Source organism: Massilia antarctica, assembly GCF_015689335.1.
GTDB classification, from domain to species: Bacteria; Pseudomonadota; Gammaproteobacteria; order Burkholderiales; family Burkholderiaceae_D; genus Telluria_A; species Telluria_A antarctica.
The window spans coordinates 4388860-4403351 of record NZ_CP065053.1; the positions used below are offsets into that span (position 1 = coordinate 4388860).

Genomic DNA, 14492 nt, shown 5'->3' on the forward strand with positions numbered 1-14492 from the left:
TCGCAACGGCATCTGCCCCGGTCGCCGCGGCGTCGGTTACCGCGCCGGCTCCCGACACGGCACTACCGACCGTGGCGCCCGCTGCGGCGCCGCCTTCCAACGCCAGCCCGACCGGGGCGCCCACACCGGTGGCTGTGACCACGAGGCCCGCACCGGCCACCACGCCGCTTCCGGCGATGATGACGGTTTCGTTTTTGCCGACGTTTTCGGTTCGGTTGCTGCCGATCGTGATGGTTTCGTTTTTTCCGACGTCCTCAACCCGGTTCTCGCCGATTGAAATCGTTTCGTTCTTTCCCACGTCTTCCGTGCGGTTGTCGCCGATACTGATGGTCTCGTTGTGATCGACGCGTTCGGCGCGGTTGTTGTGGACCGTAATGGTTTCGTCGCGATCGACCGTCTCGGCCCGGTCGCGCTTGATGTGGTTCGTTTCGTCCCGATCCACAGTTTTGCGCCGGTCATTGCCGACCCATTTATCTTCGTCGTGCTCGACCTCGGTGAGCTGGTCCTTCTCCGCGTGCAGCCATAGCTGCTCGCTGCCCTTCTTATCCTCGAAGCGCAGTGCATTGGCGTTGTCGTAGCTGCCGCCTGGGGTTGAACGCGACAAGATGCCGCTTTGCGTTTTGTTGGCAGGCAGCTTCCACGGTGGCATCGTGTCCGCATTGGGCACCATTCCCGTGATGATCGGACGATTAGGATTGCCATCCATGAACTGAACCAGGACCTCGGTTCCGATTCGGGGAATGGAGGTCATGCCAAAGTTAGCGCCCGCCCATGGCGTCGCCACGCGAATCCAGGCCGAGCTTTTTTCGTCATTCGCGCCGACGCGGTCCCAGTGGAACTGAACGCGTACACGGCCGAATTCATCGGTATGAATTTCTTCTCCTGCGGGACCGACAACGGTTGCGGACTGGATGCCATGGATTTTCGTCTCGACACTGTTATGGTCGCGCCCGGCGCGATAAGGAATGATCTTGCGTATGGCACGCAGCTCATTCTCGTAGTGCGATTCGCCCGTTTCTTTAATGTGATAATTATTCGATGCGCTGTGAATGACTTCAAGGATCAAAAACTCGCGCGACTGGGCATCGTCGCCGGTCTCGCTCACGTCGAAATGGTCGGCCAGCCTGAACCAGCGCCCCGGCAGTAAATTGCGGTTATTGCCGAGACCATGAAACTGTTTTCCCGCCGCTTCCATTTCTTCCATCCGCAACTGGGCCAGTGAGCGTCCTCCGCCGGTAAAGCCGTAGGCGCCCGTGTACTCGTACGATTCGATATTCGGCACGTTCCCTTGTTGATTAACCGTGGGCAGCGAGGTGTGCGATGGGGTGGGTGCCTTGAAATCGAACGCTGCAAGCGATACCGTAGCCTGCTTGATCTGACGCGACGGCGACCATTCGCGCAAGCCGTCTTCTTCCGCAATACCGCCGTGCCGCTGGAAGCGTACGGCCGGACCGCCATCGATCGCCTGCGCGCTCGTTGTGTCGTCGGACAGGACCAGCTTGTGACCATTTTCCGAATGCTCGAACCAGTAGACAATGCCGCAGGCGACCCAGCGCCGCTCCAGGAAGTTGCGGTCGCTCTCATCGAACTGGCAGCAGTCGGTCATTACTTCGGCCGCGCCGCCGACTCGCCAGTTTCAATCGGCAAGGTTTTCGTAATCGCCAAAAATACTGGCGGTTTGCTGGTACATTGTCGTGTAATGGAACAGGTAGTTGTCCTTGCGCATACCCAGGTACGCGTACCAAGGGCCGAGCCTAGCTTCGTAATACGATACACCGCCGTCGACGGTCTTGAGCCCGAAGCTCAATACGCGCCCGGTGAAGTAACGCATCGTGCCGTCCCTGCGAACCATCTGCACGCATAACATTTTGCCTTGCATGTCCTTGAGCGGGATGCCGGGGCTGTCTGACAGCAGTTCGACGGTGAATTCGAAGGGCTTCGACAAGCACTCATAGGCGTCGGGCTTATTGACAAGCAACTGCGCGGAGGGCGCGTCCTGGTTCGGAAACGACAGTTACATCAGACGGTTATGCTGGCGATCCGCGACGAGATCGCGTAAAACCGTTAACGCTTTGCTCATGCTGGTTCCAGTAGGGCGAAATGGATGGGAGGGCTGGCGGTGGCGGAATGGATGGTCGCGAAAGCACACTAAGTCAGTGTGCTATTTTACTATAATTAGCAATAGAACAATGGCATTTTGCTATGAATATTGTTGTTTTGGCAGCAGTGTTGGTGAATTGGAGGCGGCAGATGGCGTGTCAGATAAGCAGCTTGGCCGTCGATGCGGCCCGACGATGCGATCGCATCGCACCTTCTGTGTTGGCCGCTGTACTCAGCTGCCCAGGATCGACGCCCGTTCGCGCCGCGACGACACCGCCGGCGCATCCGGACAAACGCGGTTGCGCCCGGTCGACTTGGCCAGGTACAGCGCCTTGTCGGCCGCTTCGACCAGCTGTTTCGACTCCATCCCCCTGGCCGGCACCAGCGCGTGCACGCCGCAGCTGATGGTGACAATGCCGACCGGATTGGCCTGATGCTCGCGCCCGGCCGACGCGATCGACCGGCGCACCGACTCGGCCACCACGATGGCCCCGTACAGGTCCGTATTCGGCAGCAGAATCGCAAACTCTTCGCCACCCACGCGCGCGGCCAGGTTGCCGGCGCGGCGCCGGCCGGTGCGGATGCATTGCCCGATGAATTGCAGGCAGGCATCCCCGGCCGGATGGCCGTAATGATCGTTGTATTTCTTGAAGAAGTCGACGTCGAGCAGCACCAGCGCCAGCGAGGTGCCGTCGCGCGTGGCGCGGTTGAACTCGGCGTCGAGACGGGCGTCGAACAGGCGCCGGTTGGCGATCCCGGTCAAGCCGTCATTGCGCGCCAGCAGTTTCAGGGAGCGGTTCTTGGTCACCAGCGCCAGCTGGGCGTTGCGCAACTGTTCTTCGAGCTCGTCGCGCAGGATCACCTGGCGGAACAGGCGCAAGCCCATCCAGTTCAGGATCAGCAGCAGGATCACCACCCAGGCCGTCGAGATATACGCGTTGGCCCGCCAGTTCGCCAAGGTCTCGTCGGTCGCCAGGCCCACCGCCACGAATAGCGGATAACGCCGCAGGGGACGGTAGCTGTACATGCGGTCGACTTTGTCGACGTCGAGCGGAACGGTGCCCGACTCGGACGCCGCCCGCACGCGCGACTGCTTGAACATGGGTTCCTTGGCAATCGAGGTGCCGATATTTTCTTGCAGGTAGGGGCGACGCATGACCAGCGCGCCGCTGTCGGTGGCAATGGTGATGTTGCCTTCCTTGCCGATGTCGAAACTGTCGTAAAAAGTGCGGAAGAAACTCAGGTGCACCGTGGCCAGGGCCACCCCGGCGAAGTTGCCATCCTTGTCTTCGAGGCGGCGCGACACCGGCAGCACCCAGGTGCCGGTCGCGCGGCTGCGGACCGGCGCGCCGACATGGGCCAGCTGGTCCTTGTGTGTCTTGTGATAAATGAAATAGGGGCGGTCGGCATTGTTCAGGACCGGGACCGGTTCGCGCAGCGAGTGCAGGGCCCAGTTGCCGCTGGCATCGAAGATCGTTATGCCCTGCAATGAAGGAGTGCGGCTGACATGGTCGATCAGGTGCAGGTGCAGGCGCTCGCCGTAATGGGTGATGCCGTCGTGCTGCACGCTGTCGACCACACCGGCCAGGATGATGTCGACAAGTTCGATGGTGCTGTCGGCATGGTCGGCCACGGCGCGCGCCATGTTGGCGGTCGCCGCGGCGCTTTGCGCCAGCTGGGTTTCGCGCGCGCTGTAAATGCTCCAGCCCTGCACCGCTACCAGCGAAATGCAGACGACCAACAGAAACGACGCGGCAATGGTAATCAGCGGCCGCTTTTTGCCATCGAGCTCAGTCACGGGCAATACAGGCTTATCAGCTTTCATGGCGGGGAAGGTCGCGTTCGGAAAGTGTCGTGGGGGCGCAAGGTGCCGGGCGCGGACGGCGTGGTCGAGCAATCCGGCTCGCATCGCTCCATGGCGCCCGCAATCACATCGCCGTTGTTCCGCAAGGCGACTTGGCCAGGACGGACCGGATACGCGCGGTGATTGAATAATTGAGCGGCCATTCTACCTTAGCGCATGCGAACTGGAATCAAATATTTACGTAAGGAATGCTTGTCTGTTGTTTCATAAAACGAATTCAAGCATTCCTGGCTTATTGTCCTGGCGGCGCGTTCAATTGCTGCAGGGAAAAATCAAGGGAAGGTGATAAAGCGCTTGTCCACCGGACCGGTCAGCCACACGCCGTTATCGGAAAGATAAAATGGCTGTCCTTGTTCATGCAGGGCGCCTGCCTGGACCGCCAGCACCACGGGCACGCCGTGGCGCTGGCCGACGGAGATCGCGGTGGCGGTGTCGGCCGACAGGTGCACATGGTGGCGCGAGCCGGGAATGAGGCCCTGGTCGCGGATCGATGCCGTAAAGCGCGAGGCAGTGCCGTGGTACAGCACCGGCGGCGGGGTTACGGGCACCAGGGCGAGGTCGACGCCGGCCACCGAGTGGCCCTGGCTGGCGCGGATGCGCTTGCCGTCGTCGCTGATGGCGAAGCGCTTTTTATCGTTGTCGGCAACCACTTCCCGCAGCAGTTCGGGGGTGATGCGTTTGCCGTGCTTGGCGGCGCGCGTGATCAGCTCGTCGATATCGGCCCAGCCGTTCTGGTCGAGCGTGAGCCCGATGGTGCCAGGGCTGTGGCGAAGAATCAGGGAGAGGAATTTACTGATTGCTACGGTACGGTTGGAATCGCTCATCAAGTGAAATGATTGTTCTTTTTTATTTTTATGTTTAGTCATGGACCATAATTATACGTGACAGCAATGCAAAGATGGCAAGACAATATGAAACGACTGTTGCGCGGGATACAATTACAGGCCGCGTTCGAGCAGGGTCAGGGTCTGTCTCAGCGCTGCTTTCAGGCGGTACAGCTGGGCCGGACGATGGGCGCCGGCCGCTTCGAACTGGCCGTCGACCGGGTCGAGCATATCCATTTCGCTCATCTTGCGGCGGAAGCTGACCTTGTTCAGGGGCTCGCCCAGCAGCAGCTCATAGATGCGCTGCAGTTGCGGCAGGGTGAAGGTGTCGCCGGCCAGGAAGCAGGGCAGGGAGGAATACTGGCTTTTGTTGCGCAAGCGGTCCAGCGCCGTGGCGATCATCCCGTTGTGGTCAAATGGCAACGTTCCAAGCTGCGACAGGGGCACGATATGCACGGCGGCGTCCGCGCGCGCAGCCAGCAGCGCGTGCGGCACCAGCGCATAGTGGGCCACCGACACCGACCAGCCGCGCGGATCGCGTGCGGCGCCGGAAAAGGTGGCCAACTGCTCCAGGTAGGGCGCGACGATGGCGGTCTTGTCCTTGATGACGCGCATGGCCGCATCGTGGGCGCTCAGATCGTCTTCCGGATGCACATAGCCGCCGGGAATGGCCAGGGCGCCCTGGAACGGGGCGTGTTCGCGCCGCAGCAGCACGGCCGCCAGTTCTTCGCCGACCAGGGTCAGCAGCACGATATCGACGGTGCAGATCACCGCGCTCATGCGCCGCACGCCGTCGCGCGGCCTTTAAAAATGCTCCAAATTAACTTCGAGCTCATGATTCCTCCCCTGATTGATCGCACCCGTCATCGGACCAACAAATTATTGCATAGTTAGTTGCAAAAGTAAATTAAGTGGCTTATGCTTGTCGTACTGTACTCACAAGGACAAGGAAATGAAACACAATCTCCACCTGCTCGTGATCGATCCGCAAAACGATTTCTGCGATTTGCCGGCCGACTATCTGGCGCCGCCCGCCGGCGCCAACGCGGCGCCGGCACCCGCGCTACCGGTGCCCGGAGCGCACGCCGACATGCTGCGCGTGGCGGACCTGATCCGCCGTGGGCGCGATGGCCTTGCCGCGATCAGCATCACGCTCGACTCGCATCACCGTTTCGACGTGGCGCACAGTTCCTTCTGGATGGATGCGGCGCAGGGCGCGATCGACCCGTTCACGCAAATCACGGCGGCGGACGTCAGGCAGGGCAAGTACCTGCCGCGCAAGGCGAGTGCGCTGGCGCGCGTGCTGGCCTATCTCGATGCGCTGGAGGCGGCCGGGCGCTACACCCTCATGGCCTGGCCGGTGCACTGCGAGATCGGTTCCTGGGGCCACAATGTGCACGCCGACGTGCGCGCCGCCTACAACGCCTGGGAAGACAGTGCGCTGGGCATGGTCAACAAGATCGGCAAGGGCAGCAATCCCTGGACCGAGCACTATTCGGCGGTGCAGGCCGAGGTGCCGGATGCGGATGACGACAGCACCCAGGTCAACCAGGCCTTCCTCGATCTCTTGCGCGGGTCCGACCAGGTGTATATCACCGGCGAAGCGGGCAGCCACTGTGTGCGCGCCACCACCGAGCATATCGTCGCCCACTGGGACCCGCGCCAGCTGTCGCAGCTGGTGCTGCTGACCGACTGCATGAGTCCCGTGACCGGCTTCGGCGCGCAGTACGACGACTTCGTGCGCGACATGCGCGCGCGCGGTCTGCGCATTGCGCAGGCGGCCGATATCGTGCCCGAACTACTTGCCAACGCGCGGCGCTGAGCCGGCCTTCTTCTTCTCTTTCTGACGCGTTCTTACGCGAACCATATGACCCCGATTGTCCACAGCCTGCTCGAAACCGACCTGTATAAGTTCACCATGTGGCAGGCCCTGTTGCACCGCCACCCGGCCGCCCAGGCCGAATATGCCTTCACCTGCCGCAACCAGCCCGCTTACCCGCTGGCGGAACTGAAGGCCGACGTGGAACGCGAACTCGATCATCTGTGTTCGCTCTCGTTCACGGCCGAGGAAGTAGCCTACCTGCGCGGCCTGCGCTTCATCAAGAGCGACTTCGCCGATTTCCTGACCGTGTTCCGCTTCCAGCGCCACTTCCTGAGCGTGGAAACCGATGGTGACGAGCTGCGCATCCGCGCCACCGGGCCGCAGGTGCACGTGATGGGCTTTGAAATCTACGTCCTGTACATCGTCAACGAGCTGTATTTCCGCCGTTTCGACCAGGCCGCCGCGCTGGCCGAGGGGCGCAAGCGCCTGCAGGCCAAGATCGCCCTGCTGCGCGAGCTGGCCAGCGAGCCGGCCAGGCGTCACCCGTTCGAGTTTTTCGACTTCGGTGTGCGCCGCCGTTTTTCCGGCGCCTGGCACGAGGAAGTCGTCGCCACCCTGGCGCGCGAAGTACCGGCGTACTTCAAGGGCACCTCGAATGTATACTTCGCCATGAAGTACAAGCTGGTGCCGATCGGGACCATGGCCCACGAATACCTGCAAAGCTTCCAGTCCTTCGGCGTGCGCCTGCGCGACTTCCAGAAGGCCGCTCTGGAAGACTGGGTGCAGGAATACCGGGGCGACCTGGGTACCGCGCTGACCGACGTGGTGGGCATGGATGCGTTCCTGGGCGACTTCGACCTGTATTTCGCCAAGCTGTTCGACGGCTTGCGCCACGATTCGGGCGATCCGGTGGAGTGGGGCGAAAAGGCGCTGGCGCACTACGCCAAACTGCGCCTCGACGCCCACACGCGCCGTCTGGTGTTTTCCGACGGCCTCGATCTGCCAACCGCGTTTTCGCTGTACCGCCACTTTGCCGACCGCACCATGACCGGTTTCGGCATCGGCACCAATCTGTCGAACGATGTCGGCCTCACCCCGCTCAATATCGTGATGAAGCTGATATCGTGCAACGGCCAGCCGGTGGCCAAGCTGTCCGACTCGAAAGGCAAGACCTTGTGCAAGGACGAGACCTTCCTGGCGTATCTGCGCCAGGTGTTCAATCACCCCGCTCAGTGAGAACCGAAAGAATCCGATGCTGAAAATCGCCATCGCCCAATTGAATCCGACCGTCGGCGATATCGACGGCAACAGTAGCGCCATCATCGCGGCCATGCGCCGCGCCGCCGGGCAGGGCGCCGACCTGGCCGTGTTCACCGAACTGGCCCTGTGCGGCTACTATCCGGGCGACCTGCTGGAAGAAGCGGCCTTCCTCGCCCGCATGCAGGCGGGCCTGGAGCGCTTGCTGGAAGCCTCGCGCGGCTTGCCCGGACTGGTCTCGGTGGTGGGCGCCGTGCGCGCCAACGACGGCCCCGGCAAACCCCTGTTCAACGCCTTGCTGGCGATCCGCGATGGCGTCATCGTCGCCGAATACTACAAGCAGCTGCTGCCGACCTATGGCGTGTTCGACGACCGCCGCCACTTCGAACCGGGTCCGGAAGGCGCCTGTGTATTGCAGGTCGGCGCGCACCGCATCGGTTTTTTGATCTGCGAAGATGGCTGGAACAACGAAGGGCGCGACTACAAGGTCAACCCGTTCACGGCGTTGCGCGAGGCGCGGCCCGATCTGGTGGTGAGCATCAACGCCAGCCCGTCCGATATCGGCAAGCGCGAACTGCGCCACAAGCTGTTTGGCACCGCCTCGGTCCATAACGAACTGCCGATCCTGTACGTGAACCAGGTCGGCGGCCAGGACCAGCTGGTGTACGACGGCGCTTCGTTTGCCGTCTCGCCGTCGCAGGGCATCGCCTTCGAGGCGCAACGCTTCAGCGAGGATTTCCAGGTCATCGGCTTCGCGCAAGGCCGCTTCAGCGCGGCCGATGGCTTCGCGCTCGCCGCGCCCGGCGCCGATGGCTTGCCGGTGGCCGAATTCACGCGTCGCCAGATCGTGCTCGGCTTGCAGGACTATGCGCGCCGCTGCGGCTTTAGCAAAGTCGTTGTCGGTTCTTCGGGCGGCATCGATTCGGCTTTGACCCTGGCGCTGGCGGTCGACGCGCTGGGTCCGGAGAATGTGATCGCGGTGACCATGCCGTCGGCGTTTTCGAGCGAAGGTTCGGTCAGCGATTCGGTCGCGCTGTGCGACAACCTGGGCATCACCCTGTACACGCACCCGATACTCGATCTGGTGAAGCAGTACAGCACCGGTTTCGAGGGCGCGTTCGATCGCCCGCTGCAAGGTCTGCCGCTGGAAAACCTGCAGGCGCGCGTGCGCGGCACGATCCTGATGGCGTATTCGAACCAATCCGGCACCTTGCTGCTCACCACCGGCAACAAGAGCGAAATCTCGGTCGGCTACTGCACCCTGTATGGCGACACCAACGGCGGCCTTGGCCTGATCGGCGACCTGTATAAAACCGAAGTCTACGCCCTGTCGCGCCACGTCAACGAACGCGCCGGGCGCGAGCTGATTCCTGCGGCGGTACTGACCAAGCCGCCATCTGCCGAACTGGCGCCGGGCCAGCAGGATACCGACAGCCTGCCCGCGTACGAGGTGCTCGACGAAATCCTGAAATGGCACATCGAAGGGCGTCGCCTGCCTGTCGCCGAAGCGGCGCTCGCCGAGCGCTTCGTCGCCGATCTGCTGGCCGGGGCCGATGGCGCGGCGCTGGTCGAACGCATCCACCGCATGGTTGCGCGTAACGAATACAAGCGGCGCCAGGCGCCTCCGATTATCCGGGTGCGTTCGCGCGCCTTTGGCAGCGGCCGTCAATTGCCGATTGCCGCTCACTATTGATCACCATGAACGCACAAATCAACGAAAATTCAAGCGACGTCGCCGTTCTGATCGGCCGCTTCCAGCCTTTCCACCGCGGGCACGTCGTGCTGCTGCAGCGCGCCCTGGTCAGCGCTCCGCACGTGGTGCTAGTGCTGGGCTCCTCGTTCCAGGCCCGCAACGCGAAAAATCCATTCACCTGGGAAGAGCGCGCCGCGATGATCGGCGCCACCCTGAGCGAGGAAGAGCGCGCACGGGTCAGTTTTGTCGCGGTGCGCGACTACTACGACGACACCCTGTGGGCGGCGGCGGTGCGCAAGGCGGTCGCGCAAAGCGCGCCGGACGCGGTGCACGTGGCCCTGGTGGGGCACTTCAAGGATGCATCGAGCTATTACCTGAATCATTTCCCGAAATGGGAAAACATCGTCGTCGAATCGGAACGGGCCGTCGACGCCACCTGCGTGCGGCGCGTATTCTTCGAGGCCGAAGACCTGGAGATTTCGCTCAGCGTGTTGGACGACATGGTGCCGCGCGCGGTGCGCCAGTACCTGAAAGCCTGGGCGCTGCTGCCGCACTACGGCGCGTTGGTGGAAGAGCACCGCCGCATCGTGGCCTACAAAACGGCCTGGAAAAGCGCGCCGTACGCGCCCATCTTCACCACCGCCGACGCGGTGGTGGTCAGCGGCGGCAATGTGCTGCTGATCCGGCGCGGCGGCTATCCGGGAAAAGGGCAGTGGGCCGTGCCCGGCGGCTTTGTCGAACAGCGCGAGCGCCTGCTGCACGCCGCCATTCGCGAGCTGGCCGAGGAAACCAAGCTGGCGCTGCTCGGCTCCACGCTCGAAGGCATGCTGGTCGACGTCAAGGTGTTCGACCATCCCGACCGCAGCCAGCGTGGCCGCACCATCACCCACGCCCACTTCTTCGACCTGCAAACCGAGAACCTGCCGCCGGTGGAAGCGTCGGACGACGCCTCGCACGCCGCCTGGATTCCCATTGTGGAGCTGGCGGGCATGGAAGACCAGTTCTTCGAGGACCACTTCCACATTCTCGACTCGTTCCTGTCGCTGAGCGAGGAGCCGTCATGACCGGCACGCGCGACCGTTATCGCGGCAGCTTGCTGGGGCTGGCCTGCGGCGACGCCGTCGGCACCACCGTGGAGTTTTCTCCGCGCGGCTCGTTCGCTCCGGTGACCGACATGAGTGGCGGCGGCCCTTTCAGGCTCAAGGCGGGCCAGTGGACCGACGACACCTCGATGGCGCTGTGCCTGGCCGAGAGCTTCCTGGTCAAGGGCGTCTTCGATGCGGCTGACCAGATCAACCGCTACCGCAATTGGTGGCAGCGGGGCTACCTCAGTTCGACCGGCGCCTGTTTCGACATCGGCATGACGGTGCAGGATGCCCTGTCGCGCTATGCCGTCACCGGCAATCCGTTCAGCGGTTCGACCAACCCGCGCAGCGCCGGCAACGGCTCGCTGATGCGGCTCGTGCCGGCGGTACTGTTTGCCTATCCGGACCGCGCGCGCGTGCTCCAGCATGCCGCCGACAGCTCGCGCACCACGCGTGGCGCACCGGAAGCGGTGCAGGCCTGCCAGCTGTTTGCGGGGATCTTGAGCGCGGCGCTCGACGGCCAGCAAAAAAGCGCGCTGCTGGCCAGCGCCGGCTTCATGCCGACCGAGCCGAAACTGGCGGCGATAGCAAGCGGCGCGTTTCTCGACAAGGCCGACGGCCAGATCCAGGGCACCGGCTACGCCGTCGATTCGCTGGAAGCGGCGCTGTGGTGCTTCTTTCATACCGACAGCTACGAAGCGGCCGTGCTGCGTGCGACCAACCTGGGCGACGACGCCGACACCACGGCCGCCATCACCGGCCAGATCGCCGGCGCCTGGTACGGCGTGGACGCTATTCCGGCACGCTGGCTTGAGCAAATCACCATGCGCGCGGAGATCGACGACATGGCTTGCCGCCTGTTCGACCGTTTTCATGAAGCGAATCGCGAGACCATGGCGTGATCGGCGCCCTTGAAATCGCGGCCAACGCGGGGGCCACCGCCGCCATCCTGCTGGCCGGGCGCAACAACGTGCACACATGGTGGACCGGCATCGTCGGCTGCGCCCTGTTCGGCGTGCTGTTCTACCAGTCGAATCTGTATGCCGACGTGGCGCTGCAAGGCTTTTTCGTCGTATCGAGCGTGGCGGGATGGGTGCAGTGGCGCCGCGGCCGGGCGGGCAGCGAGCTGCCGATCAGCCACGCGAAGATCGGCGCAGTGGCCTGGATCGTTCCGGCCGGCGTGGCGGCGACCGCTGCCTACGGCGCGCTGCTGCATCACTACACCAACGCGTACGCACCATTCATCGATTCCGCCGTGCTGGTGTTCAGCGTCGTGGCACAACTGCTGCTGATGCAGCGCAAAGTCGAAAACTGGGCGTTCTGGATTCTGGTGAACACGGTCGCGGTGCCGCTGTACGCCAGCCGCGGCCTGTACCTGACCGCGTTCCTGTACGCCTGCTACTGGGTCAACGCGATCGTGTCGTGGCTGTGGTGGCGCCGGCTGGCGCGCCAGGGCGCATGAACGCCGCAGCCAGGCAGTGGCGCCGCGGCCTCGTGGTCGGCAAGTTCTGTCCACTGCACCGCGGCCACATGCTGGTGATCGATAGCGCGCTGGCCGCCTGCGATGAAGTCATCGTCATCAGCTACACCAAGCCGGAGTTCGCCGGCTGCGGCAGGGCGCTGCGCGAGGCGTGGCTGCGGGCGCTGTACCCGCAGGTGCGCGTGCCCCATAACGACGCGCCCGACGCGCAGCAGCGCGACTTTTGCGGCTGGCTGTGCCTCGACGTGCTCGGCGTGACGGTCGATGCCGTGTTCACCAGCGAGGATTACGGCGACGGTTTCGCGCGCGCCTTGAGCGCGTATTTCGCCGCGCGGCGCGGGCCCGGCGCCGCCGTCAAGCACGTGTGTGTGGACCGCGCGCGTGCGCAGGTAGCGGTGTCCGGCACGGCGATCCGCGCGGATCCGCACGCCATGCGCGCGTTGATGCATCCGCTGGTGTACGCCAGTTTCGTGCGCAAGGTGTGCCTGCTCGGCGGCGAGTCGAGCGGCAAAACCACCCTGGCCGCAGCCCTGGCACTGGAGTTGAACAGCGTCTGGGCGCCGGAGTTCGGCCGCGAACTGTGGATCGAGAAGGATGGCGCGCTGGTGTTCGCCGACATGCTGGCGATCGGCCGTACCCAGCTCGCCCGCGAACAGGCGCTGCTGCCGCACGCCACGCGCTGGCTGGTGTGCGATACGTCCCCGCTGACCACCCTGTTCTACAGCGATGCGATGTTCGGCCACGCCGACCCCGCCCTGCGCGAACTGGCCGCGCAGCCGTACGACTCTACCTTGCTGTGCGCGCCCGACTTTGCATTCGTGCAGGATGGCACGCGCCGGGACGAGGGCTTTCGCCAGCGCCAGCATGCCTGGTATGTGGCCGAGCTGACCCGGCGCGGCCTGCCTTTCACGCTCGTGCAAGGCACGCCGGAACAGCGCCTGGCGCAAGCCTGCGCGCGGCTCGCCGCTACTTAGCCAGCCCCAGTTGACGCAGCACCCACTGCTGCACCATGTCCAGCTGCTCGGGCGACATGTCGTGGCCTTGCGCCGGGGCGATGGTCAGCTGTTTGGGGGCGGTGATCACGTTGTAGGCCGCAAAGGTCGAGGTGGGCGGGGTGATGACATCGTTATAACCCCAGAAGTAAAACCCCGGCACGCGCAGGCGCCGCGCGAAGTTCACGGTGTCGTAGTACGCGGTCGTCGCGGCCTTGGGCGCGACCGGTGCGTCGGTGGGCGCGCCGTCGGGCCCCGGCCGGAACAGCCCGGGCCAGCCGCCGGCGCGCCCGCTCAGGTAGCCGGTGACGTCGCTCAAGCCTGGATTGTCGGCCACGAGGGCAGTCACGCGCGGCTCCAGTGCCGCAACCATGATGCTCAACATGCCACCCTGGCTGCCGCCCATGGCCAGCAACTGCTGCCTGTTCCACTTGGGATGGGTGGCCAGGTAATCGGCAGCGCGCAGCACGCCCAGGTTCACGCGCCGGAAATAATAGTTTTCGCGGTCGTCCAGGTTGATCCGGCTGTAACCGAACAGCGCACCGCCCGCCAGCGACTCGTAGACCTCGGGCGCCAGGTTGAGCGGAATGCCGTGGATGCCCACCTGCAGTGTCATCGCCCCTTTTTCGGCCAGGGCACGGGCTCCGGTCTGCGCCATGATGCCCGAGCCCGGCAGCTCCAGCACGGCGGGAAAAGGGCCGGCGCCGCGCGGTAGCGCCAGCACGCCATAAAAGCGGCTGGTGACCCCGCTGCCGCCGACGTTGCGGAAACTGAGGTAGGACACCTCGATCTTGTCGTTCGACAGTTCCGGCGCCGGTGTGAGGCGGTATTCGGGCGGCACTTGCGCCAGCGCCGCTTTCTGGCGGGTCCAGAAGGCGTCGAAATCGGCCGGATTGGCCTGGGTCGGCACGATCTTGTCCGGCGCGAAGCCGAGCGTGGCCATGGCGGTCAGGCTCTGGCCGGCCACGTCGGCGCTGGCGATCAGGCGCATGAAGGCGGGCGTGGGCGGCGCCGGGACCGGCAGCACCAGCCCCTCGGCCGGCACCACGGCCGTGCGCTCGGGGCCTTCGAACATCTCGGGACCCAGGCGGTAGCGCAGGGTGACGCCGGCCGCCGGGTAGGGATCGAGCGCGACGCTTACGCGCACCTTGGCCGGCGCGCCGAGGGGATAGGTCCAGTCGGCGCGGCCCGGTGTGAGCGTAAGCGCCGTGCCGGATGCGGCCGGCGGCAGGAAAACCGGCGCGCCCTGGGGGCAGGCGTTCCCGCAGGCGAGGGTCAGGACCAGCAAGGTGAGGGCGCAGGTCGGTTTCATCGGGTCGCGGCTTTCGTTGGCTGGCTGCCGCGCCCATTTCGTGCGGCAAGACGAGGCGAGTCT

Annotated in this window: 11 protein-coding genes and 1 pseudogene; 7 read left to right on the forward strand and 5 right to left on the reverse strand. The window is 64.2% G+C overall.

Going from position 1 to position 14492, the window contains the following annotated elements; all coding sequences use genetic code 11:
* Positions 1–241 precede the first annotated feature (241 nt).
* The 4 genes and pseudogenes from IV454_RS19640 to IV454_RS19655 form a co-directional block, all read right to left on the reverse strand.
* Positions 242–1978 (reverse strand): annotated as a pseudogene (locus IV454_RS19640) (type VI secretion system Vgr family protein); the annotation flags it as partial.
* 354 nt (positions 1979–2332) lie between these two features.
* Positions 2333–3898 carry a sensor domain-containing diguanylate cyclase gene (locus tag IV454_RS19645; protein ID WP_229521726.1) on the reverse strand — a complete coding sequence of 522 codons (1566 nt, stop codon included), beginning with the start codon at positions 3896–3898 and terminating at the stop codon, positions 2333–2335.
* Positions 3899–4236: 338 nt separating this feature from the next.
* Positions 4237–4788, reverse strand: coding sequence for an RNA 2'-phosphotransferase (locus tag IV454_RS19650; protein ID WP_206087453.1), 552 nt, complete (start codon positions 4786–4788; stop codon positions 4237–4239).
* A 114-nt stretch (positions 4789–4902) separates the two neighbouring features.
* Entirely contained in the window at positions 4903–5568 is a 666-nt protein-coding gene (locus tag IV454_RS19655) for an NUDIX hydrolase (protein WP_206087454.1), read from the reverse strand.
* Positions 5569–5740: 172 nt separating this feature from the next.
* Between IV454_RS19655 and IV454_RS19660 the strand changes: the two genes are divergently transcribed.
* Genes IV454_RS19660 through IV454_RS19690 form a run of 7 tightly spaced genes read left to right on the forward strand, consistent with a single transcriptional unit; the run spans position 5741 to position 13099 of the window.
* Positions 5741–6610, forward strand: coding sequence for a cysteine hydrolase family protein (locus IV454_RS19660; RefSeq protein WP_206087455.1), 870 nt, complete (start codon positions 5741–5743; stop codon positions 6608–6610).
* A gap of 45 nt (positions 6611–6655) precedes the next feature.
* Entirely contained in the window at positions 6656–7846 is a 1191-nt protein-coding gene (gene pncB / locus IV454_RS19665) for a nicotinate phosphoribosyltransferase (RefSeq protein ID WP_206087456.1), read from the forward strand.
* Between the two features lie 16 nt (positions 7847–7862).
* The gene (locus tag IV454_RS19670) at positions 7863–9560 is read left to right on the forward strand and encodes an NAD+ synthase (protein WP_206087457.1); all 1698 of its coding nucleotides are present in this window, start codon (positions 7863–7865) and stop codon (positions 9558–9560) included.
* A gap of 5 nt (positions 9561–9565) precedes the next feature.
* Positions 9566–10624, forward strand: coding sequence for a bifunctional nicotinamide-nucleotide adenylyltransferase/Nudix hydroxylase (locus IV454_RS19675; RefSeq protein ID WP_206087458.1), 1059 nt, complete (start codon positions 9566–9568; stop codon positions 10622–10624).
* Complete coding sequence (locus IV454_RS19680; RefSeq protein ID WP_206087459.1) at positions 10621–11547, forward strand: ADP-ribosylglycohydrolase family protein; 927 nt, start codon at positions 10621–10623, stop codon at positions 11545–11547. Before IV454_RS19675 ends, IV454_RS19680 begins: the two co-directional genes overlap by 4 nt.
* Positions 11544–12107, forward strand: a complete 564-nt coding sequence (pnuC, locus tag IV454_RS19685) for a nicotinamide riboside transporter PnuC (RefSeq protein ID WP_206087460.1) — start codon at positions 11544–11546, stop codon at positions 12105–12107. Before IV454_RS19680 ends, pnuC begins: the two co-directional genes overlap by 4 nt.
* Complete coding sequence (locus tag IV454_RS19690) at positions 12104–13099, forward strand: AAA family ATPase (protein WP_206087461.1); 996 nt, start codon at positions 12104–12106, stop codon at positions 13097–13099. Before pnuC ends, IV454_RS19690 begins: the two co-directional genes overlap by 4 nt.
* On the opposite strand, the gene IV454_RS19695 is transcribed toward IV454_RS19690, so the two are convergent.
* Positions 13092–14429, reverse strand: coding sequence for an acetylxylan esterase (locus IV454_RS19695; protein ID WP_206087462.1), 1338 nt, complete (start codon positions 14427–14429; stop codon positions 13092–13094). The two genes, IV454_RS19690 and IV454_RS19695, sit on opposite strands and share 8 nt — an antisense overlap.
* Positions 14430–14492: the final 63 nt, after the last annotated feature.

Bases quoted from the DNA above. Each gene is read 5' to 3' on its own strand.
- IV454_RS19650 (WP_206087453.1), bottom strand. From the start codon at position 4,788: ATGAGCGATTCCAACCGTACCGTAGCAATCAGTAAATTCCTCTCCCTG.
- IV454_RS19655 (WP_206087454.1), bottom strand. From the start codon at position 5,568: ATGAGCGCGGTGATCTGCACCGTCGATATCGTGCTGCTGACCCTGGTC.
- IV454_RS19660 (WP_206087455.1), top strand. From the start codon at position 5,741: ATGAAACACAATCTCCACCTGCTCGTGATCGATCCGCAAAACGATTTC.
- pncB (WP_206087456.1), top strand. From the start codon at position 6,656: ATGACCCCGATTGTCCACAGCCTGCTCGAAACCGACCTGTATAAGTTC.
- IV454_RS19670 (WP_206087457.1), top strand. From the start codon at position 7,863: ATGCTGAAAATCGCCATCGCCCAATTGAATCCGACCGTCGGCGATATC.
- IV454_RS19675 (WP_206087458.1), top strand. From the start codon at position 9,566: ATGAACGCACAAATCAACGAAAATTCAAGCGACGTCGCCGTTCTGATC.
- IV454_RS19680 (WP_206087459.1), top strand. From the start codon at position 10,621: ATGACCGGCACGCGCGACCGTTATCGCGGCAGCTTGCTGGGGCTGGCC.
- IV454_RS19690 (WP_206087461.1), top strand. From the start codon at position 12,104: ATGAACGCCGCAGCCAGGCAGTGGCGCCGCGGCCTCGTGGTCGGCAAG.
- IV454_RS19695 (WP_206087462.1), bottom strand. From the start codon at position 14,429: ATGAAACCGACCTGCGCCCTCACCTTGCTGGTCCTGACCCTCGCCTGC.